This window comes from Micromonospora sp. NPDC047793 (assembly GCF_040642635.1).
Classification (GTDB): Bacteria; Actinomycetota; Actinomycetes; order Mycobacteriales; family Micromonosporaceae; genus Micromonospora.
Genome location: NZ_JBEYSG010000002.1, coordinates 692315 through 712675 on the forward strand (window position 1 = coordinate 692315; position 20361 = coordinate 712675).

Sequence of the window (20361 nt, forward strand, 5' to 3'; positions counted from 1 at the left end):
CGTGACCGCTCCGGACCGACCGGCCCCGCCCAGCTGGACGCCCACCGCGGCGCTCGGCCGAGCGGTGCTGCTCACCGGCCTGCTGCTGGCCGCCGCAGTGCTGTTGGGCCGGGTCGACCTGGTCGTGCTGGCTGTGCCGTTCGCGCTCGGCACCGCGTACGCGTTGCGCCGCCGACCGACCGAGCTGCCGCAGGTGTGGATCAGTGCCGACGAGGCGCACCTGGTGGAGGGCGGTGAGGTGAGCGGCACGGTCAGCGTCGGTAACCCGGGCACCGTGCCGTACGACGTGGCGGTGCTGCGTACCCGGGTCTCGCCGTGGTTGCGGGTGACCCGCGCGGGCCTCGCCGGTGGCGACGCGCCCACCGGCCGCCGCGCCTCGCCGACCGACCGGCCCTTCGTCACCTCGGTCAGCCCGGACACCGCAGTCGACCTGGAACTCTCCGGCACCGCGCTGCGGTGGGGGCGGCACCGGATCGGGCCGGCCGGTGCCCGGGTCGCCGCCGGGCAGGGTCTGCTGACGTCCCGCGCGGTGTACGCCGAGCCGATCAGGTCCAGGGTGTACCCGAAGACCGAGCCGTTCGACGCCGTCGAGGCGATGCCCCGGGCCGCAGGCCTGGTCGGCGCGCACCATTCGCGCCGGCCCGGCGAGGGCGGCGAGCTGGCCGGTGTCCGTGTGTTCGCCCCCGGTGACCGGCTGCGTCGCATCGACTGGCGGGTGTCGCTGCGGGCCCGGCAACTGCACGTGGCGTCCACCCTCTCCGACCGGGACGCCGAGGTGGTCGTGCTGCTCGACGTGCTCGCCGAGGCGGGACGTTCCGGCGGGGTCGCCGGCACCGCCTCGGTGCTGGACACCACGGTGCGGGCCGCCGCCGCCATCGCCGAGCACTACCTGCACCGGGGCGACCGGGTGGCGTTGCTGGAGTACGGCCCGAGCGCCCGGCGCCTGCGTCCGGCCACCGGACGCCGCCAGTACCTGACGGTCCTGGAGTGGCTGCTGGACGTGAAGGCGCAGTCCTCTCCGCACGAGCCCTACGACCAGGTGTTCGGGCCGCAGGTGCTCTCCGCCGACGCACTGGTGGTGGTGCTCACGCCGCTGCTGGAGGAGCGGTCGGCGCAGATGCTGGCCCGGCTGGCCCGCTCGGGCCGGTTCGTGGTCGCGGTGGACACCCTGCCGTCCGACCTCACCCCGCCGACCGACCGGGGCTGGGCCGAGGTGGCGTACCGGCTGTGGCGGCTGGACCGGGACACGATGATCGCCCAGCTTCGCGAGCACGGGGTGCCGGTGGTGCCCTGGGCGGGTGCGGGCAGCCTCGACCAGGTGCTGCGGGACGTGGCCCGGCTGGCCACCGCACCCCGGGTGGGTGGCCGGTGATCGCACGGCTCAAGGCGGTACGAACGGCGGCCGTCCGGATCACCCTGGCCCCCGTCCTGGTGCGTCTCGGCGTCTTCCTCGTCACCTTCGCCGGACTGCTGCTGTCGTACCCCGTCCAGATGCTCCAGGGGCCGACGCTCGGTGCGTTGGCCGTGGTCGCGGTGGCGCCCGCGCTCTCGCCGCACCGGTTCTGGCCGAGCTTCGCCGCGCTGGTCACGGTCGCCGGCTGGGTGCTCGCCACCGACCTGCACGAGCGACCGATCGCGTTGTGGCGGCTGCTGACCGTGGCGGCGCTGCTCTACCTCGCGCACACGGTGACCGCCCTGGCGGCGCTGCTGCCGTACGACGCCGCGGTGGACCCGGACCTGATCGTGCGTTGGCTCACACGGGCGGGCGTAGTGGTGCTCGCCACGTCGGTCCTCGGGGTGCTGCTCGTCGAATTGGCCCGGGTCGGCGGCGACGGCACCGGCCGGATTCCCGTCACCATCGCCGGTCTGCTGGTGGTCACCGGGTTGACCGCGATGCTGGCCTGGCTGCTGCGACGCAGGTGAACGGCGGTTCTGCCGGGGCCGCCGGGGCTTGCGGGGCCGCAGTGATACGTCCGGTTTCGTCCCTGCGGTAGCGCGGGTCACACTCAGGTTGTGCTCGGTCACAGAAGGGTGCCGCGAGCGGGGTTACCGGGGCTGGCGCGGGAAAGATGTAAGTGTGAATCCGAAGCGGATCCTTGTGGTGGGTGCCGGGCACGTCGGGCTCTACGCGGCCCTGCGCCTGTCGAAGAAGCTCAGCTCTCGTGAGGCCGAGGTCATCGTCGTCGACCCGCAGCCGCACATGACCTACCAGCCGTTCCTCCCCGAGGCGTCGGGAGGGAACATCTCTCCGCGGCACTCCGTGGTGCCGCTGCGTCGCGAGTTGCGCAAGTGCACGGTGGTGGCCGGTGCGGTGACCCGTATCGAGCACGACCGCAAGACCGCCACCGTGCAGCCGATCATCGGCCCGCCGCGCGAGATCGCGTACGACCACGTCGTGGTCGCACCGGGTTCGGTCTCCCGGACCCTGCCCATCCCGGGCCTGCACGAGCACGGCATCGGGTTCAAGACCATCGGTGAGGCCATCTATCTGCGCAACCACGTGTTGGAGCAGTTGGACGTGGCGGCCGCGACGACCGACCCGGAGGTACGGCGCCGCGCCCTCACCTTCGTCTTCGTCGGTGGCGGGTACGCCGGCATCGAGGCGCTCGCCGAGATGGAGGACATGGCCCGGCACGCGCTGAAGTACTACCCGGAGCTGACGGCGTCGGACATGCGGTGGGTGCTGGTTGAGGCCACCCAACGGGTGCTTCCCGAGGTCGACCGGGACATGGGTGCCTACACCGTGCAGCAGTTGCTGAAGCGGGACATGGACATCCGGCTGGACACCCGCCTGGAGTCCTGCGTCGACGGGGTGGTCGTGCTCTCCGACGGGGACAGCTTCCCCTCGGACACCATCGTCTGGACGGCGGGCGTGAAGCCGGCACCGATGCTGGACGCCACCGACTTCCCCCGCGACGAGCGGCGTCGGGTCACCTGCCGACCCACCCTCCAGGTGGTCGACGGGGACCGGGTCCTCGATGGCGCCTGGAGCGCCGGTGACTGCGCCGCCGTACCGGACCTGACCAAGCCGCCGGGCAACTTCTGCTCGCCCAGCGCCCAGCACGCGGTACGCCAGGCCCAGCGGATGGCCGACAACATCGTCGCCGTGGTCCGTGGCGAGCAGCCGGTCGACTACAAGCACAAGCACGCCGGCAGCGTGGCGAGCCTCGGCCTGCACAAGGGCGTGGCCCAGGTCTACGGCATCAAGATGACCGGCTGGCCGGCGTGGTTCATGCACCGGACGTACCACATGAGCCGGATCCCCTCGTTCAACCGCAAGGTCCGGGTGGTGGTCGACTGGACGTTGGCGTTCTTCCTCAAGCGTGAGGTGGTCGCCCTCGGTCAGTTGCACGACCCGCGCGAGGAGTTCGCCGAGGCGTCCTACCCGGGCTCCAAGGCGTAGTGGTCCGAGCCCGCGCGGCCCACCGGCCGCGCGGGCTCAGACCCGCCAGATCCAGGCGTCGGCCACCCGGCTGGACGGCCCGTAGAGCGCCTCCAGGGTCAGCCGCAGACTGTCCGCGTGCGCCGTGGCGACCGCCAGCACCACGCAGGAGACACCCCAGTGCCGCACGTCCTCGGCGGCCCGGCGGCGCTGGTTCGCACCGACCACCGGCCGTAGACCGCTCCGGGCCACCTCGGCGAGCAGCGTGGAGGTGGGCCGTGGGGCCACTCCCATCGCGGCGCTGCCGCCCCGGCCGTGCGGGCCGATGAAGAACCCCTCCGGCATGCCGAAGGCGGCGTCGGCGGCCGTCGACCACCGCATCGGCCAGGGGTCCTTCGGCGTCGCCAACGGCACCGGCATCAGCACCCCGCCCGGTTCGACGCAGGTCCGCCAGTGCCCGGCGGTGACGAACTCGGGCACCGGCGTGCGCGCGGCGGTGGGCAGCGGCGTCGGCACCAGTGGCAGGAGCACCACACCGGCCGTCACCAGCGCCAGTCGTCGGGCGCGCCGGCCCGCGCGCAGCGCCCGGTCCAGCGCGAGCACCAGGATCGTCGCCGCCAGCGGCGGCACCGCCAGGGCGAAGCGCATCGGCAACGCACCGTCCACCACCGGCAGCCCGGCCAGCAGCGCGTACGGTCCGGGAAGGCCGGTGCCCTCGCCCCGGTGGACCACCTCGGGGCCGAGCGAGAGCGTCCCCATCACCAGGATGCCGGCGAGGCAGGCCAGCGCCAGCGGGCGCCGCCGCAGCCAGAGCGCACACCCCGCGGTGACCACCAGCAGGGGCCAGCCCAGGAAGGTGTTGTACTCCGCCGGCCCGGTGGTCAGCGCGGCCGAGCGCTCGTCACCGAGCAGGGTCAGCGGCGAGACGGCCCACCAGCTGCGCAGGTCGGCCGAGAAGTAGTGCGGGCTGAACATGCCGTCGGCGACGCCGAGCGGCCCGGCGAACTGGAGCCACAGCGGCCGGGCGAGCACCAGCAGGGCCAGCCCGGTGGCGAGCGCCATCCCGCCGACGAAGGCGGGCAGCGCGCGGCGGGTCAGGTCCCGGTCCACGACCGCCATGGTCGCGGCCATCACCAGCAGGGTGACGGCGGCGAGGAAGAGCACCTCCTCGCCGACGAACACCTGGGCGCAGACCACGGCGGCGAGCCCCACGGCGGAGGTCACCAGCCGCCGCCGGTCCGGCCCGGCCCGCCCGGTGTCGGCGGCCCGGAGCAGGCGCACCACCAGCCAGACCACGACCGGCAGCAGCCACTGGGCGGTCATGTGCAGGTGGCTGTTGGTCTGCGAGACCATCCCGGGGCCGAAGCCGCACAGCGCGCCGCCCAGGACGGCGGCCAGGCGGTGCACGCGCAGCAACCGGGCGAACAGCAGGTACCAGGCGGTCGCGGTGGCGGCCAGGTTGCCGGCGGCGAGCAGGGCGAAGGTGACCGGCGCGCCGAACACCAGAGTGACCGGTGCGAACAGCAGGCCGAGGGCGACGACCGAGGTGTTGGCCATCAGGTTCACCCCGTCCGGGGCGTTCATCCGGTCGGTGTGCAGCCCGAAATCGCCCAGCAGGGCCCGCGCGTCCACGGTCAGGAACCACTCGTAGAGGACCTGGTCCTCGGGGTTGAGGGCGAGCACCCGCCCCGTGGGGTCTGGCCAGAGCCCGTGTGTGAGCCAGCCCGCCAGCATCACGAACACCAGCCCCACCAGCAGGTCGGCCCGGTGCCGTGAGACGGCCGCCACCAGCCGGGCCCGGCGTGGCAGGCGTACCCGATCGGTGGTGCGGATCGCCCGCTCGGACACGCCGTTTTCGCGTGCGGTGGGTGCGGCGCTGCTCACGGCCTCGACCCTAGTGCGGGTGCTCCGCGCGGGACGCCGCAGCGGGCGGGAACCCGCTACCGTGGCACTGCACCACGCGTGTCGTCGCGTCGGGGTCACCCGCCCGGGTGGTGGAACGGCAGACACGGCCGCCTTAAAAGCGGCTGCCGCAAGGCGTGCGGGTTCGACCCCCGCCCCGGGCACTCTCAGGGTTCCCTCAGCATTCCGATCGACATCGCGCTGCTCCGGCCGTCTACTCTTGTAGCGCGCGTTGACGTGCCACGACCCCCTTAGGGAGGCCAGAGAGTGAAGACTTCGAACCCGGTGCTCGCCCGGCTCGGCCAGGCGGCCGAGCGGGAGCGTGCCGCCGGGTACGCCCCGACCGGGCCGTACGGACAGCCCGGATACCCCCAGCAGCAGTACCCGCCGCAGGCCGGTTACCCCGGTGCGCCGGGTTACCCGTCCGCGCCGCCGGCGGTCACCCCCATGTCGATCGACGACGTGGTGGTCAAGACCGTCATGCTCCTGGCCATCGTCGGTGTGACCGGCGCGGCGGCCTGGGTGATGGTGCCCGACGCGCTGCTCGGCGTCGCCTGGATCGGTGCCGCCGTCGTGGGCCTTGTGCTCGGCATGATCATCTCGTTCTCCAAGATGGCGAACCCGGCTCTGGTCATCGCGTACGCGGTGGTCCAGGGCGTGCTCGTCGGCGCGGTGAGCAAGTTCTTCGAGTCGCTGTACGACGGCATCGTGATCCAGGCGGTGACCGCCACCTTCGGTGTCTTCTTCGTGATGACCATGCTCTACCGGGCGAAGGTCATCCGGGCGACGCCGAAGTTCGTCAAGGGCATGGTCGCCGTGATGGCGGGTCTCTTCGCCGTCATGCTGATCAACCTGGTGCTGGCGATGTTCGGTGTGAACACCGGTCTGCGTGACGGCAGCCCGCTGGCCATCGGGTTCAGCATCGTCTGCATCGTGGTCGCCTCGCTGAGCTTCATCCTCAGCTTCAAGGAGGTCGAGGACGGCGTCCGGATGGGCCTGCCGCAGCGCTACTCCTGGGTCGCCGCCTTCGGCATCCTGGTCAGCCTGATCTGGCTCTACATCGAGATGCTGCGCCTGCTGAGCTACTTCCAAGGCGACGACTGATCATCGCCGCCCAGCGACCGACCGGCGCCCGCCCCACCGTGGGGCGGGCGCCGTCGTTCGTAGTCGGACCCGTCGGCGGCGGGCATGATCGCCGGTTCCCGGGCGGTGCGTACAGTGCGGGGATGGGTGATTCGCCGGGGCGGGACGAGGTGGGGCGAGGAGTCGAACTGCTGGTGCGGCAGGTCGGGCACTGGCAGCACCCCCGCTGGGCGGCCACCGCCTCCCGGGGCGACGTGTCCCGGGCGGACCTGGTGCACCGGTTGGTGCAGGAGATCGCCGACCTGGCCGCCGACGCGGAGGGGCAACCCCGGCGTACCGTGCCCCGGCTCGGCAACGACCTCGTCCTGCCCGACCAGCTCCGGGTGGTCGCCGCCGACCTGCTGGCCGCCGGCCCCACCGAGCAAGCGCTGGCGCGGGCCGCCGCCGAGGTGGCCGCGACCCGCACCGCGCTCTAGGAACCGCCTCAGTTCAGGCGTTCGAGGACCATTGCCATGCCCTGCCCGCCGCCGACGCACATGGTCTCCAGGCCGATGGTCCCGTCGTGCCACTGCAACGCGTTGAGCAGGGTGCCGGTGATCCGGGCGCCGGTCATCCCGAACGGGTGACCGACCGCGATCGCGCCGCCGGCCACGTTCAGCTTCTCCTCGGGGATGCCGAGCTGCCGGTACGACGGGATCACCTGCGCCGCGAACGCCTCGTTGATCTCCACCAGGTCGACGTCGTCGATGGTCATACCGGCACGTGCCAGCGCCTGCCGGCTGGCCTCGACCGGACCGAGCCCCATGATCTCCGGCGACAGCGCGGTGACGCCGGTCGAGACGATCCGGGCCAGCGGGGTGACACCCAACTCCTCGGCCCGTTGGGCACTCATCACGACCACGGCGGCGGCGCCGTCGTTGAGCGGGCAGCAGTTGCCGGCGGTGATCCGCCCGTCCGGTCGGAACACCGGCTTGAGCGCGGAGACCGCCTCCAGCGTCACCCCGGCACGCGGGCCGTCGTCGGCGGTGACCACGGTGCCGTCCGGAGTGGTGACCGGGGTGATCTCGCGGGCCCAGAAGCCGTCGGCGATCGCCTTCTCCGCCAGGTTCTGGCTGCGGACGCCGAAGGCGTCCATGTCGGCACGGCTGACGTCGTGCACCTGGGCCAGGTTCTCGGCGGTCTGCCCCATGGCCAGGTAGACGTCGGGCAGCGCGCCCTGCTCGCGCGGGTCGGTCCAGACCGGAGCACCGGCTTCCGTGCGGCTCCTGGAGCGGTCCCGCGCCTCGGCGAACCGGGGGTTCTCCCAGCGTCCCAGCAGGGCCTGTGCCTCCGGGGGCAGGACGTCGGAGTTGCCCCGGGCATAGCGGGAGACGGTCTCGACCCCGGCGGAGACGAAGACGTCCCCCTCACCGGCGCGGATCGCGTGCATCGCCATCCGGGTGGTCTGCAGGGACGAGGCGCAGTAGCGGGTGGTCGTGGCACCGGGCAGGCCGTCCAGGCCCATCAGGACGGCGACCACCCGGGCCATGTTGAAGCCCTGCTCACCACCGGGCAGACCGCACCCCAGGTAGAGGTCGTCGATCTCGCGTGGGTCGAGTTGGGGGATCTTGTCCAGGGCGGCCTGCACGATGGTGGCGGCGAGGTCGTCCGGCCGGACATCGCGGAGCGAACCCTTGTGGGCCCGGCCGATGGGGGAGCGGGCGGTGGCGACGATCACGGCGTCGCGGGACGACTCAATCGGCATGCGCTCACGCTAACTCGGCGGTAACTTGCAGCGGAAGTTTTCCGCCGTCGGGAAATGTCACCCCGCCACGTCGGCCTGATCGACCCAGGTCAGCGACGAGGCGTGACCGCCGCTGCGGCGACCACGGCCGGCAGCAGGGCGTGCGCCCAGACCCGGTAGCCGTCGGCGGAGGGGTGGTAGCCGTCGTGGCAGAACGTGCCCGCGTCGGCCCGGAACACCGGACCGGTCTCGGTGCCCAGGTCGACGACCGTGCCACCGGCGTCCAGGACCGCGCCGGTCTGCGCCCGCGCCACCCAGCGCCCCACCAGGCCGACGACCTGACGCAGGGGCGGGGCGATCGCGCGGACCGCCCCCAGGTCCGGGCAGGTGCCGACGACGACCTCGACGCCCGCCTGGCGCAGCCGGTGCACGGCGGCACCGAGGTAGGCAGCGGCGTCGGCCGGGCGGCGCATGCTGGTCACGTCGTTCGCGCCGACCAGGATGACCGCGACGTCCGGCCGCTCGCCGAGCAGTGCCCGCGCCACCTGGGTGGCCAGGTCGGTCGAGCGGGAACCGGAGACGCCGACGCTGGACAGCTGCACCTGCCGCCCGGCGGGTCCCTCGGCGAGCAGCTCGGCCAGTTGACCGCCGATGGTGTCGCCCAGACGGTCGACCCCGACGCCGAGCGCCGAGGAGTCGCCGAGCAGCACCAGACGCAGCACCGGCGCGTCGCTGCGACCGACCGTGGCCCGCAGCGCCAGCCCCAGCTCCGGCTGGGCGTACCGGCGGTTGCGTGCCGCCACGGCCTGACCGGCCAGGACGGCGGCACCGCCGAGCGTGCTGGCGAGCAGGGAGACGGCGGCCGTGCGGGCGACCCGAGCGCCGGGCGACCGCCCGGTCATCGTGTCGCTCCCAGGCGCGTGCCGGTACACCGTGGCCCGTGCTGCTGCCTGATCCGCTCAGTCATCTGAGTCCCTCCACTGCGGGTGAGTCGATCGCGGAGGTCGGCTGTGGCGTCGTGCCGCCCCCGAAGAAACCCCGGCGGCGAAGCTGTGCCCACCGGCCGGCCGGCCCGCTCTCGCTGCCACGGACCTGCGTTCCGCTGACCTCCGTCCCCGGGTGCTGGGCCGCTTCCTGAGCGGCCCTCGGCAATGACCGTACGCCTTCCGGGCGCATGCGCGAAGGCCCGCGTTCGGCTCCCTGCCCGAGCGCGGAGACCACCGTGGGCAACAGGGCGGCGGCGGCTGCCGCATAACCCTCGGCGGACGGATGGAACCGGTCCCAGGCGAACATCCGTCCCGGCTCGGCGTCGAACCGGGGACCGAGCAGGTCACCGAGGGAGACCGTCCAACCGCCCGCCGACACGACGGCGACGGTCTGGGCGGCGGCGAGCTGCCGACTCCACCGACGGGCCAGCCAGCGCAGCGGCGGCTGGATCGGCCGGATCGCCCCCAGGTCGGGACAGGTGCCGACGACGACCTCGGCCCCGGCCGCCCGCAACGCGCGAACCCCCTCGGCGAGATGGCGGATGGCCAGGGCGGGTGGCGTCCGGTTGGTCACGTCGTTGGCGCCGATCAGGATGACCGCGACGTCGGGATCGCAGTCCACGGCCGCCTCGACCTGGAAGCGCAGGCCCGCCGAGATGGCGCCGACCACGGCGAAGCGGTGCAGCCGGACCGGCCGTCGCAGCCGCCGGGACAGACCGGTCGCCAACAGGGCACCAGGCGTCTCGCGGCGGCGGTGCACGCCGTAGCCGGCGGCCGAGGAGTCGCCGAGCACGACCACGGTGATCGGCGTACCCGGGAACTTCGCACCGTAGACCCCGTCGCAGCGCGGCGGTGGTGCCTCGGCCATCGGGATGGTCCGTCGGGCCTGCCGGGCCTGGCCGAACAGCACCCCGGTGGTGGCCGCCGCGGCGGCCACCGTGGCACCCGTGCCGATCGCGGCGGCAAGGGCCACCCGCCGCGCGTGCTGCCAGCGCGGACGATCCGAGACGACGGAATCAACCACCCCCATGAAGCGACACTAGCGCGCGGGTACGACGGCTCGCTGTCGTCGAGCACTCTGCGCTGATGCCTGGAAAACGACCGATCCGGGTACTTGGCGCTGTGGCGTCGTGTGACGGATCGTGGAGGTTGCGCCGGGTCGTCACGCTGCACGGTGGAGAGGAGCACGACGATGGCTAAGACGTTGAAACGGGGTGCGGCGTTCGTCGCCCTGGCCCGGGCGCTGACGGCCGGTGCCCGGGGCGGTCCGTCGATCGGCGCACGGGTCGGGGCGCTGCCCAGGATGATCGGGGCCACCGCCCGCGGACAGTACGACGGCGGCCTGCGGCTGGCGATGATGACGGCGGCCACGGCCTACATCGTCTCGCCGATCGACGCCGTGCCGGAGATGTTCCTGACGGTGTTCGGGCTGATCGACGACGCGGTGATGGTGACCTGGTTGGCCGGTGCCGTGCTGGCCGAGACCGAGCGTTTCCTGGAGTGGGAGGCGCGGGGCGGCTCCGTGATCCCGGGGCACGTGGTGCCCTGACCCGACGTACCCTGGGCGCGGGAATCACGCGAGTCACCCGCCCGGCCTCCGGCGCCGGCGCCGGAGGAAAGGGCACAACGAGGTGCAGTACTACGACAACGTCGTCGAGATGATCGGCAACACCCCGCTGGTACGACTGCGTACCGTCGCCGAGGGCATCCAGGCGACCGTGCTGGCGAAGGTGGAGTACCTCAACCCCGGCGGCTCGGTCAAGGACCGGATCGCGGTGCGGATGGTCGAGGATGCCGAGGCCGCCGGCATCCTCCGGCCCGGTGGCACCATCGTCGAGCCGACCAGCGGCAACACCGGTGTCGGGCTGGCCCTGGTGGCGCAGCTCAAGGGCTACCGGTGCGTGTTCGTCTGCCCCGACAAGGTCAGCCAGGACAAGCAGGACGTGCTGCGGGCGTACGGCGCCGAGGTGGTCGTCTGCCCGACCGCCGTCGCGCCCGAGGACCCGCGCTCCTACTACAACGTCTCCGACCGGCTGGCCCGGGAGATCCCCGGCGCCTGGAAGCCCAACCAGTACGCCAACCCGGCCAACCCCCGCTCGCACTACGAGACCACCGGTCCGGAGTTGTGGAAGCAGACCGAGGGCCGGATCACGCACTTCGTCGCGGGCGTGGGCACCGGCGGCACCATCTCCGGGATCGGGCGCTACCTGAAGGAGGCGTCCGGCGGCAAGGTCAAGGTCATCGGCGCGGACCCGGAGGGCTCGGTCTACTCCGGCGGCACTGGCCGGCCGTACCTGGTCGAGGGGGTCGGTGAGGACTTCTGGCCGGAGACCTACGACCGGGACGTGGCCGACGAGATCATCGAGGTGTCGGACAAGCAGTCCTTCGAGATGACCCGGCGGCTGGCCCGCGAGGAGGGGCTACTGGTCGGCGGCTCCTGCGGGATGGCGGCGGTGGCGGCACTGGAGGTGGCCCGCGCCGCCGGGCCGGACGACGTGATCGTGGTGCTGCTGCCGGACGGCGGCCGGGGCTACCTGTCCAAGATCTTCAACGATGCCTGGATGGCCCGGTACGGCTTCCTGGACAACTCCGGCTCCGAGCCGACGGTGGCACAGGCGCTGGCCGCCAAGCCGGGCCAGCTCCCCGAGCTGGTCCACGTGCACCCCACCGAGACGGTCCGCGACGCGGTCGACTACATGCGCGAGTACGGCGTCTCGCAGCTCCCGGTGCTCAAGGCCGAGCCGCCGGTGGTGACCGGCGAGGTGGCCGGCTCGATCGCCGAGAGGGACCTGCTGGACGCGCTCTTCACCGGCCAGGCCCAGCTGCACGACACGATCGAGCGGCACATGGGGCCGGCGCTGCCGATGATCGGTGGTGGCCAGCCGGTCAGCGAGGCGGTCAACCTGCTGGAGAAGTCCGACGCCGCGCTGGTGCTGATCGACGGCAAGCCCAAGGGCGTCCTCACCCGCCAGGACCTGCTCGCCCACCTGGGCGCCCGCTGAGGTCTAGCGAAGCCCGGGTGTAAGGAAGGGCACCTTCTTAACGCCTCGTGCATAGCAGGGGTCCCCTACTAACGCCGAACGCGGCTCCGCGATGTCGACATCGGGAAGCTGTGAGATCGACTGTTAGCAGGGGACCCCTGCTCTACCGCAGGCGTTAAGAAGGTGCCCTTCCTTACACCGCACGGGTGTAGCGCAGTTGGGGAGTCCGGGTCGTGCCGATTACTTCGACGCTTTCGACTCCGGTGGGGGACCAGCCGCCCCGCTCGTAGAAGCGGCGGGCGGGCGCGTTCTCGCGCAGCACCCAGAGCGCCGCGCGGCGCCAGCCCCGCGTCCGCATGCTCGCCAGGGCGTCGACCATCAGCGCCCGACCGACGCCCCTACCGCGCTCGGCGGGAGCGAGGTGGATCGCGCACAGCAGCCCGGTGTCCGGGTCGTCCTCGTCGTCCGGGCCGGAGTAGCTGAAGCCGGCGAGGGCGTCGCCCCGCATGGCCAGGATCATCCGGTGGCTGTCACGCTCCCAGATCCATCGCTCGGCCCAGTACTCACCCATGGCCTCCGGGCTCGGGTCGGCCAACGCCTCCGGCGGCAGGAACGACGAGTAGGCGGCGACGCGCGAGCTCTGGTGGAGCCGGCCCACCGCCATCAGGTCCTCGGCGGTTGCGGCACGCAGCGTGACAGTCACTCCGCCGAGGGTACCCGGCGGGGCGGCACCTGAATCGTGGTCAGATCCTCGGCGATCACCAGGTCCCCGTCGTAGTGCCGGCGGGCCTCCTCGGCGAAGCGGAACGGGTCGGCGTAGCGCTGGGAGAAGTGGGTCAGCACGAGTCGGCGCACCCCCGACTCGGCCGCCACCCGCGCGGCCTGGCCGGCGGTCAGGTGCCCGACCTCGGCGGCGAGTGCCGCCTCCGACTCCAGGAACGTCGACTCGATGACCAGCAGGTCGGCCTGCTCGGCCAGCGCGTACACCCCGTCGCAGAGGCCGGTGTCCATCACGAAGGCGAACCGCTGCCCGGGGCGGGGCACGCTCACCTCCTCCCGGGTGACGCGCCGCCCGTCCCGGTCGAGGTGGCCGACGCGCTGCAGCTCGCCGACCGCCGGCCCGTCGACGCCGTACGCGGCCAGCTTCTCCGGCAGCATCCGGTAGCCGTCCGGCTCCACCAGCCGATAGCCGTACGTGTCGACGGGGTGCCGTAGTCGACGTGCCTCCAGCGTGCCGCAACGCAGCGCGATGCGCTGGCCGTCCGCCTCGATCGGTGTGACGGCCAGCTCGGCGGTCTCGTGGAAGGAGCTGGCGTGCCGCAGCCGGGCGAAGTACTCGGCGCCCTCGGCCGGGAAGTGCACCGCCACCGGTCGCGGCACCCGGTCCAGCGAGAGCCGCTGGATGGTGCCGGGCAGGCCGAGGCAGTGGTCGCCGTGGAAGTGGGTGACGCAGATCCGGGTCAGGTCGGTGGCGGTGACCGTGGTGTGCAGCAGTTGCCGCTGGCTGCCCTCGCCCGGGTCGAAGAGGATCACCTCGTCGTCCCAGCGGAGCACGTACCCGTTGTGGTTGCGGGCCCGGGTCGGTGTCTGGCTGGCCGTTCCCAGCACCACCAGCTCGCGCATGGACACGGCGACCTCCAGGGGACCCGGACAAAGGGCGACCCCCGGGGTTTCCGCGCTGGCGCGGACCGACTGGACTGAGTCGGCACCCCGGGGGTCGGGTGGCTTGTCGTGGATTCGCCGCACCGCTGCCACACGGTCTCGACGCTTGTTACTGCCCGCCTGCGGAACAGACGGTCACTGTCGAGGACAGCGGCTAGCGGACAGCCACCTCACGAGTCCGATTGCTATACAAGTCTGGACCACCTCCTTTCACGTGTACCGCCACGTTATCCAGCGACGGCCGCACCGGCAACGGATTTCGATCACATCTGTCGGGGCGGCCCGTGCCGGGCGTACCGGTCAGTCCTGGGCGATGCCGATCGGGCCCTTGCGGGGGCCGTCCGCGCTGGCCGGCTGCACCGCCAGCGACGGGAAGTCGGCCAGGTCGCCCTCCGGCTCGGCGTCCCACTCGGGGAACACCAGGTCGCTCTGGAGATAGAGGCAGAGCAACTGGGCCAGGTGGTGCAGCCCGTCCAGGTGGGTGCGTTCGTGCCCGTGGGTGGCGTCGACACCGAAGCCGAGCAGGGCCACCCGGGCGTGCGCGCCCGCCTCGACCGCCGCCGCCACGTCCGAGCGGTAGTAGTCGAAGACGTCGCGGACCAGGTCGACGTCGTGTTCGCGGGCGATCGCCGCGAGGTTCCGGGTCAGGTGGTAGTCGAACGGTCCCACCCCGTCGCCCATCGCCAGCGTGGCGGCGTTCTCCCGGGACTGCTGCCCGGGGGCGACCACCGCCGCGTCCACCGAGACGATCTCGGCCACGTCCGGGTCGAGCCCGTGCGACGCGCCGTGGCCGATCTCCTCGGTCACGGTGACCAGCAGGTGCGCGGTGACGGCGGGCTTCACGCCCGCGTCGACCATCGCCTTCATCGCGGCCAGCACCGCCGCCACGCCGGCCTTGTCGTCCAGGTGCCGGGACTTGACGTAGCCGCTGGGCGTGACCGTCGGGTTGGGCAGGAACGCCACGAAGTCGCCCGCGTCGATGCCGAGCGCCCGCAGGCCGGCGATGTCCTCTACCGGCTCGTCGATGCGTACCTCGACCTGGTCCCAGCCGATGCCCTGCTCGTCCACCGCCTCGTTGTAGCGGTGCCCGCTGGCCTTGAGCGGAAGGACCTGACCGGTGACCACCCGGTCCAGGTCGTCGGTGAAGACCCGGACGTGGGCGCCCTCGGCGAACCGCGCGCTGTGCGTGCCGATCGGGTTCAACTCCAGCCGACCGTTCTCCTTCAGGCGCTTGACCATCCCGCCGATGGTGTCGGTGTGTACCACGATCGCCCTGTCTGCCCCGGTTTCCCGAGGACCGGGCAGGCAGGCGCTGAGCGCGCCCCGGCGGGTCAGCGTCGACGGGATGCCGAGCGCCGACAGGCGCTCACCGACGTACTGCTGCACGTGGTCGGTGCGCCCCGACGGGCTCGGGATGTCCAACAACTCCACCATCACCTGACGCAGATAGTCCAGGTCGATGGGGAGCGGAGTGGTCTTGCGTACGGTCATGCCCCAGATGGTGCCGCACCGGCCGGGGTCCACAACCGTTGCGGTGCCCGAGTCCCGGGGAAAAGTAGATCCACGAAGCGTTCGGCGGTGGGCTGGGGCTCGTGGTTGGCCAGCCCCGGCCGCTCGTTGGCCTCGATGAAGACGTGCTCGGGTCGGTCCGGGGCGGGAACCAACAGGTCGAGGCCGGTGACCGGGATGTCGAGGGCCCGGCTGGCGGCCACGCACGCCTCCGCGATCACCGGGTGCAGCTCGCCGGTGACGTCGTGGATGGTGCCGCCGGTGTGCAGGTTCGCGGTCCGCCGCACGGCCAGCACCTGGCCCTCGGGCAGGATGTCGGAGAGCGCGTACCCGGCCTCGGTGACCACGTCCCGGGTCATCTCGTCGAGCGGGATGCGGGACTCGCCACCGGTGGCGGCGGCCCGACGGCGACTCTGCCGCGCGATCAGCTCGGTGATGTCGTGCACGCCGTCACCCGTGATCGAGGCGGGGCGGCGTACGGCGGCGGCCACCACCTCGTGGTCGATCATGACGACCCGCAGGTCCTCACCGGTGCACAGTTCCTCCAGCAGCACCTCGGGGCAGAACCGGGCGGCCAGTTCGACGGCGGCGGCCAGCGCCTCGTCGGTGCGGACGCCGACGGTGATGCCGTTGCCCTGTTCGCCCCGGGCCGGCTTGACCACCAGTTGGCCCACCTCGGCCAGGAACTCCGCGTCGGCGGCGTCACCGGTGGCGGTCCGCCCGCGCGGCACCGAGAGGCCGGCCTCGGTCAGGATGCGGCGGGTGACCCGCTTGTCGTCGCAGCGGCTCATGGCCACCGCCGAGGTCAGCTCGGAGAGCGACTCCCGGGTGAGGATGGTCCGACCGCCGCTGGTCAGCCGCAGCTCACCCCAGGCCGCGTCGGTCACCTCCACCCGGATGCCCCGGCGCATCGCCTCGTCGGCGACGATCTTCGCGTACGGGTTGAGCTCGTCGTAACCGGCTGGCATGGCCGGCAGGAACAGCCGCTCGTTGATCGGGTTCTTCCGCTTCACGCAGAGCGTGGCGGTGCGATAGAAGCCGAGCCGCTCGTACAGCCGGATCGCCCCGGCGTTCTCGGCGAGCACGGAGAGGTCGACGTACGCGCGGCCCCGCGCCACCAGCCGGGTGGCCAGCTCGGTGATCAGCGCCTGGCCGGTGCCGGGGGGCGCCTGGTTGAAGTCGACCGTCAGGCACCAGAGGCTGGCCCCGTTGTCCGGGTCGTCGAAGACCGCCACGTGGTCGACGCCGGTGATGGTGCCGACGATCTCGCCGGTCACCGCCTCGGCCACGAGGTGCAGGAAACGGTCCGTGGCGGCGTTGTCGACCAGGATGTCCACCGGGGCGGTGACCATGCCGTTGGCCGCGTAGATCCTGTTGACGGCGTCCGCGTCGGCGGCGTCGCGCAGCCGGCGGATGCGTACCCCGGGCAGTTCGCCGCGCCCGTTCACGGCGGCCGGGGTGTCGGCGTTGCCGGCCTCCTCGGTCGTGCCGTCGGCCCGACGCGGACCCGAGCGGGCCCCGCCCAGCGGCAGCCGGAAGGTCAGCGACGGGTCGATGAACAACTCGTCGGGCAGCCGGGAGACCAGCACGTGCGGGTCCCGCAGATAGATGCAGATGTCCCGCGCGCCGGCCGCCTCGGAGCGCAGCACGTCGGCGACGGCGGCCTGGTCGGTGAAGGTCTGGCCGAAGACCAGCCGCCCCCACCCGCAGTCGAGGATGACGCCCTCGTCGCCGCCGGCACGGTCGTCGTCGGTGGCGTCCCCGCCGGGGCTCGCGGCGATCGGATCACCGCCCGGCCCGACCCGCTCGTAGCGACGTCCCGCGCCTCGACCTCGGTCGGTCCGGGCCACCCCGGTCGCCAGGGTGTCGGTCACGGTCAGTCGATTCCGTGGCTCTGGAGCCACATTTCCAGGAGTCCGAGTTGCCACAGCTTGTTTCCGTTCAACGGGGTCAGTTCGGCGTTGGGAGCGTCGAGCAGGGCGTTGACGTAATCGGTGCGGAACAGGTCGCGGCGTCGGGCCTCGGGCGCGGAGAGCGCGTCCCGTACCCGGTCGAGGAGCTTGCCCTCCAGGTGGGTGAGGCCGGGGACCGGGAAGTAGCCCTTCGGCCGGTCGATGACCTCGTGCGGCAGGACCCGGCGGCCGATCTCCTTGAGCACCCCCTTGCCACCCTGAGCCAGCTTCAGCTCCGGGGGGCAGGCGGCGGCCAGTTCGACGAACTCGTGATCCAGGAAGGGCACCCGGGCCTCCAGCCCGTGCGCCATGGTCATGTTGTCGACCCGCTTGACCGGGTCGTCGGTGAGCATGATCTGCGTGTCGAGGCGCAGCCCGGCGTCGACCGCGGTCTGCGCGCCGGCCCGCGCCAGGTGCGCGGCGACGAACTCCCGCGCCGGGTCGGTGCCGGTCAGCCAGTCCCGGTTGAGCACCTGGGCCAGGCCGCTGGCGTCGCGGTCGAAGAAGGCCTTGGCGTACGTGTCGAGCGCCTGCTCGCGGCCGACCTCCGCCAGCGGCGGGTACCAGTGGTAGCCGCCCAGGATCTCGTCGGCGCCCTGGCCGGACTGGACCACCTTGACGTGTCGGGAGACTTCCTGGCTGAGCAGGTAGAACGCGACGCAGTCGTGGCTGACCATGGGTTCACTCATGGCCGCCACGGCGGCCTCCAGCGGCGGCACCAGGTCCTGGGCGGCGACCCGGAGCTGGTGGTGGTCGGTGTCGAAGGTCTTGGCGACCACGTCGGAGTAGCGGAACTCGTCGCCCTCCCGGCCGCCGACCGCGTCGAAGCCGATCGAGAAGGTGGCGAGCCCGCGCTGCCCCTCACCGGCGAGCAGGGCCACCACCAGGCTGGAGTCCAGGCCGCCGGAGAGCAGCACGCCCACCGGCACGTCGGCGACCATGCGCCGCCGTACGGCGGTGGTCAGCGACTCCAGCAGCGCGTCCTGCCAGTCCTTCTCCGACCAGCCGGAGTACTCGTCCCGACGCAGGAAGGACGGGTCCCAGTAGACGCGCTCGTGGGTGGCGCCGTCGGGCTCGTAGACCCGGACGGTGGCCGGGGGCAGCTTGGTGACGCCGCGCAGGATGGTGCGCGGCGGCGGCACGATGCTGTGGAAGCTGAGGTAGTGGGCCAGCGCGACCGGGTCGATGGTGGTGTCCACGCCGCCACCCGCCACCAGGGCGGGCAGGGTGCTGGCGAAGCGCACCACGCCGGGCGTCTCGGCGAGGTAGAGCGGCTTGATGCCGAGCCGGTCCCGGGCGAGCACCAGACGGCCGGTGTCGCGTTCGGTGATCGCCACGGCGAACATGCCGACCAGGTGGTCGACGAAGTCGAGCCCCCACTCGGCGTACGCCTTGATGACGACCTCGCTGTCACCGCTGGAGAAGAAGTGGTGGCCCTTGGCCGCCAACTCGGCGCGCAACTCGCGGTAGTTGTAGATGCAGCCGTTGAAGACGCCGGTCAGGCCGGCGGCCGAGTCGACGATGGGTTGGCCGCTGGCGGCCGACAGGTCGATGATCTTCAGACGACGATGGCCGAGAGCGACCGGTCCCTGGGCCCACACACCGCCACCGTCAGGCCCCCGGTCGCACATCGTGGCGGCCATTCGCTCCACCGTCCCGACGTCGGCACGCGACGCGTCCCGTCGGAACTCCCCAGCTAGTCCGCACATGCGAGCCAATGCTGCCAGAGGTTGTTGCGATTCGCCTGTTGAGACCATGACGGTCGTGTAACAGCATTGCTATCATCCGCGCCCGCGCGATCAACCGGGTGCCATCTCCCGGCGAGCGCGGGCGATCGGGGCCTGCCTGTAGCGGTTTGTCCTACTTGCCCTACCTGCCCGACTGTGACGAGCGCCGCAATTTGGATCATCGGCGATCTCCGGGCACCTGCCGGCCCGCCCGGGTGGGCGAGCCGGCACGCGAGACGGTCAGCCGGCGGTACGCGCCACGCCGACCGGGCAGCTCAGCCCGTTCGGGCCGTGGTTGCAGTAGCCGTTGGGGTTCTTGGTGGGTGCCAAGTACTGCTGGTGATAGTCCTCGGCCAGGAAGTAGTCGCCGAGGCGGTCGATCTCCGTGGTGATCTCGCCCTTGCCGGCCCGGGCCACGATCGGCGCGAACGCCTCCCGGGACGCCTCGGCGGTGGCGAACTGCTCGTCGGTGGTGGTGTAGATCGTCGAGCGGTACTGCGTGCCGACGTCGTTGCCCTGGCGCATGCCCTGGGTCGGGTCGTGGTTCTCCCAGAAGACCTTCAGCAGGTCCTCGAAACTGATCGTCGCGGGGTCGTACACGACCTGGACCACCTCGGCGTGCCCTGTCCCGCCGGAGCAGACCTCCTCGTAGGTCGGATTCGGGGTGTACCCACCCGCGTATCCGACGGAGGTGGTGTAGACGCCCGGGAGGGTCCAGAACAACCGCTCGGCACCCCAGAAACACCCCATGCCGAAGACGGCGACCTGCGAGCCCTCGGGAAACGGCCCCTTGAGGGGGGTCCCGAGCACCTCGTGCCGGTCGGCGACCGGCATCGCGATCGCGCGGCCGGGCAGGGCACGGTCAGGAGAGATCATCTCGGCCTTCATGCTGCGGAGGAACACGGTGGAACTCCTTTCGTCCTTCCCCGCGTGCAACACCGGCGGACCCCACTTCCTTACCCGCCCCGCGCGCGGTCAGGCGCCGCCCGGCACGGCGTCCCGCACACGCTCGGCGTACGCGGTCGCCTCGGCGTCGTCGGCGTAGCGGGTACGCGGCCAGAAGAAGCCCCGCAGACCGTCGCCCTTGGTCCGGGGAACCACGTGGGTGTGCAGGTGCGGCACCGACTGGGACACCTTGTTGTTCATCGCCACGAACGTGCCGCCCGCGCCCAGCCCGGTCTCCACCGCGACGGTGAGTCGCCGGACCAGCCCGAAATAGCCGGCCAGCGACTCCGGCGGCAGGTCGGCGAGGGTGACCAGATGCGTACGGGGCACCACCAGGACGTGCCCCTTGAACACCGGACGGGTGTCCAGGAACGCCACGCCGTCGGCGGTGTCGACCACCCGGAACGCCGGCACCTCGCCCGCCACGATCCCGCAGAACACACATCCCGCCATCGGCTCAGGTTATGGCCGGCGGCGAAACTCCGCCTGTCGGCCCGCCAGCAGCGTCA

At 72.1% G+C, this 20361-nt stretch carries 18 protein-coding genes and 1 tRNA gene; 8 read left to right on the forward strand and 11 right to left on the reverse strand.

The genetic code is table 11. The features are described 5' to 3' along the window. Position 1 precedes the first annotated feature (1 nt). From ABZ738_RS07565 to ABZ738_RS07575, 3 genes are all read left to right on the forward strand, one after another. The gene (locus ABZ738_RS07565) at positions 2–1372 is read left to right on the forward strand and encodes a DUF58 domain-containing protein (RefSeq protein WP_357211731.1); all 1371 of its coding nucleotides are present in this window, start codon (positions 2–4) and stop codon (positions 1370–1372) included. Continuing rightward, positions 1369–1923, forward strand: a complete 555-nt coding sequence (locus ABZ738_RS07570) for a hypothetical protein (RefSeq protein ID WP_131056743.1) — start codon at positions 1369–1371, stop codon at positions 1921–1923. The genes ABZ738_RS07565 and ABZ738_RS07570 overlap by 4 nt, the downstream gene beginning before the upstream one ends. Before the next feature lie 154 nt (positions 1924–2077). Then, positions 2078–3403 carry an NAD(P)/FAD-dependent oxidoreductase gene (locus ABZ738_RS07575; RefSeq protein WP_357211733.1) on the forward strand — a complete coding sequence of 442 codons (1326 nt, stop codon included), beginning with the start codon at positions 2078–2080 and terminating at the stop codon, positions 3401–3403. 36 nt (positions 3404–3439) lie between these two features. Here the strand turns inward: ABZ738_RS07575 and ABZ738_RS07580 are convergent, their stop codons facing one another. Beyond that, positions 3440–5266 (reverse strand): hypothetical protein, encoded by a 1827-nt coding sequence (locus tag ABZ738_RS07580; RefSeq protein WP_357211735.1) that lies wholly within the window; start codon positions 5264–5266, stop codon positions 3440–3442. 101 nt (positions 5267–5367) lie between these two features. On the opposite strand from ABZ738_RS07580, the gene ABZ738_RS07585 reads away from it, so the two are divergent. From ABZ738_RS07585 to ABZ738_RS07595, 3 genes are all read left to right on the forward strand, one after another. Continuing rightward, positions 5368–5448 (forward strand) — tRNA-Leu (locus ABZ738_RS07585). Between the two features lie 103 nt (positions 5449–5551). Then, a complete protein-coding gene (locus tag ABZ738_RS07590; protein ID WP_131055973.1) occupies positions 5552–6388 on the forward strand; it encodes a Bax inhibitor-1/YccA family protein in 837 nt (278 codons plus the stop codon). Positions 6389–6510: 122 nt separating this feature from the next. After that, entirely contained in the window at positions 6511–6843 is a 333-nt protein-coding gene (locus ABZ738_RS07595; protein WP_357211738.1) for a hypothetical protein, read from the forward strand. A gap of 8 nt (positions 6844–6851) precedes the next feature. Here the strand turns inward: ABZ738_RS07595 and ABZ738_RS07600 are convergent, their stop codons facing one another. The 3 genes from ABZ738_RS07600 to ABZ738_RS07610 form a co-directional block, all read right to left on the reverse strand. Beyond that, the gene (locus ABZ738_RS07600) at positions 6852–8111 is read right to left on the reverse strand and encodes an acetyl-CoA C-acetyltransferase (protein ID WP_357211739.1); all 1260 of its coding nucleotides are present in this window, start codon (positions 8109–8111) and stop codon (positions 6852–6854) included. An 89-nt stretch (positions 8112–8200) separates the two neighbouring features. After that, a complete protein-coding gene (locus tag ABZ738_RS07605; RefSeq protein ID WP_131055979.1) occupies positions 8201–8992 on the reverse strand; it encodes an SGNH/GDSL hydrolase family protein in 792 nt (263 codons plus the stop codon). Positions 8993–9053: 61 nt separating this feature from the next. Next, positions 9054–10106, reverse strand: coding sequence for an SGNH/GDSL hydrolase family protein (locus ABZ738_RS07610; RefSeq protein ID WP_176092589.1), 1053 nt, complete (start codon positions 10104–10106; stop codon positions 9054–9056). Between the two features lie 162 nt (positions 10107–10268). Between ABZ738_RS07610 and ABZ738_RS07615 the strand changes: the two genes are divergently transcribed. Both ABZ738_RS07615 and ABZ738_RS07620 read left to right on the forward strand, forming a co-directional pair. Continuing rightward, a complete protein-coding gene (locus ABZ738_RS07615; RefSeq protein WP_131053540.1) occupies positions 10269–10625 on the forward strand; it encodes a YkvA family protein in 357 nt (118 codons plus the stop codon). 82 nt (positions 10626–10707) lie between these two features. Then, positions 10708–12078 carry a cystathionine beta-synthase gene (locus tag ABZ738_RS07620; RefSeq protein ID WP_131053541.1) on the forward strand — a complete coding sequence of 457 codons (1371 nt, stop codon included), beginning with the start codon at positions 10708–10710 and terminating at the stop codon, positions 12076–12078. 172 nt (positions 12079–12250) lie between these two features. On the opposite strand, the gene ABZ738_RS07625 is transcribed toward ABZ738_RS07620, so the two are convergent. The 7 genes from ABZ738_RS07625 to ABZ738_RS07655 all read right to left on the reverse strand — a co-directional run bounded on the left by ABZ738_RS07625 (position 12251) and on the right by ABZ738_RS07655 (position 20305). Then, a complete protein-coding gene (locus tag ABZ738_RS07625) occupies positions 12251–12760 on the reverse strand; it encodes a GNAT family N-acetyltransferase (RefSeq protein WP_357211742.1) in 510 nt (169 codons plus the stop codon). After that, complete coding sequence (locus ABZ738_RS07630) at positions 12757–13686, reverse strand: ribonuclease Z (RefSeq protein ID WP_176092591.1); 930 nt, start codon at positions 13684–13686, stop codon at positions 12757–12759. The genes ABZ738_RS07625 and ABZ738_RS07630 overlap by 4 nt, the downstream gene beginning before the upstream one ends. 333 nt (positions 13687–14019) lie before the next feature. Further along, positions 14020–15210, reverse strand: a complete 1191-nt coding sequence (locus ABZ738_RS07635) for an osmoprotectant NAGGN system M42 family peptidase (protein ID WP_131053544.1) — start codon at positions 15208–15210, stop codon at positions 14020–14022. Further along, positions 15207–17102 carry an N-acetylglutaminylglutamine synthetase gene (gene ngg / locus ABZ738_RS07640; RefSeq protein ID WP_131053545.1) on the reverse strand — a complete coding sequence of 632 codons (1896 nt, stop codon included), beginning with the start codon at positions 17100–17102 and terminating at the stop codon, positions 15207–15209. The genes ABZ738_RS07635 and ngg overlap by 4 nt, the downstream gene beginning before the upstream one ends. Positions 17103–17104: 2 nt before the next feature. Continuing rightward, positions 17105–18889, reverse strand: coding sequence for an N-acetylglutaminylglutamine amidotransferase (locus tag ABZ738_RS07645; protein WP_131053546.1), 1785 nt, complete (start codon positions 18887–18889; stop codon positions 17105–17107). A 258-nt stretch (positions 18890–19147) separates the two neighbouring features. Continuing rightward, positions 19148–19810, reverse strand: a complete 663-nt coding sequence (msrA, locus tag ABZ738_RS07650; protein ID WP_131053547.1) for a peptide-methionine (S)-S-oxide reductase MsrA — start codon at positions 19808–19810, stop codon at positions 19148–19150. Between the two features lie 72 nt (positions 19811–19882). Next, complete coding sequence (locus tag ABZ738_RS07655; RefSeq protein WP_131053548.1) at positions 19883–20305, reverse strand: HIT family protein; 423 nt, start codon at positions 20303–20305, stop codon at positions 19883–19885. Between the last annotated feature and the right edge of the window lie 56 nt (positions 20306–20361).

What these genes read in the sequence shown, in the direction of transcription:
- ABZ738_RS07595 (WP_357211738.1), top strand. Translation starts at nt 6,511, where the DNA reads ATGGGTGATTCGCCGGGGCGGGACGAGGTGGGGCGAGGAGTCGAACTG.
- ABZ738_RS07600 (WP_357211739.1), bottom strand. Translation starts at nt 8,111, where the DNA reads ATGCCGATTGAGTCGTCCCGCGACGCCGTGATCGTCGCCACCGCCCGC.
- ABZ738_RS07605 (WP_131055979.1), bottom strand. Translation starts at nt 8,992, where the DNA reads ATGACCGGGCGGTCGCCCGGCGCTCGGGTCGCCCGCACGGCCGCCGTC.
- ABZ738_RS07610 (WP_176092589.1), bottom strand. Translation starts at nt 10,106, where the DNA reads ATGGGGGTGGTTGATTCCGTCGTCTCGGATCGTCCGCGCTGGCAGCAC.
- ABZ738_RS07615 (WP_131053540.1), top strand. Translation starts at nt 10,269, where the DNA reads ATGGCTAAGACGTTGAAACGGGGTGCGGCGTTCGTCGCCCTGGCCCGG.
- ABZ738_RS07635 (WP_131053544.1), bottom strand. Translation starts at nt 15,210, where the DNA reads ATGACCGTACGCAAGACCACTCCGCTCCCCATCGACCTGGACTATCTG.
- ABZ738_RS07645 (WP_131053546.1), bottom strand. Translation starts at nt 18,889, where the DNA reads ATGTGCGGACTAGCTGGGGAGTTCCGACGGGACGCGTCGCGTGCCGAC.
- ABZ738_RS07655 (WP_131053548.1), bottom strand. Translation starts at nt 20,305, where the DNA reads ATGGCGGGATGTGTGTTCTGCGGGATCGTGGCGGGCGAGGTGCCGGCG.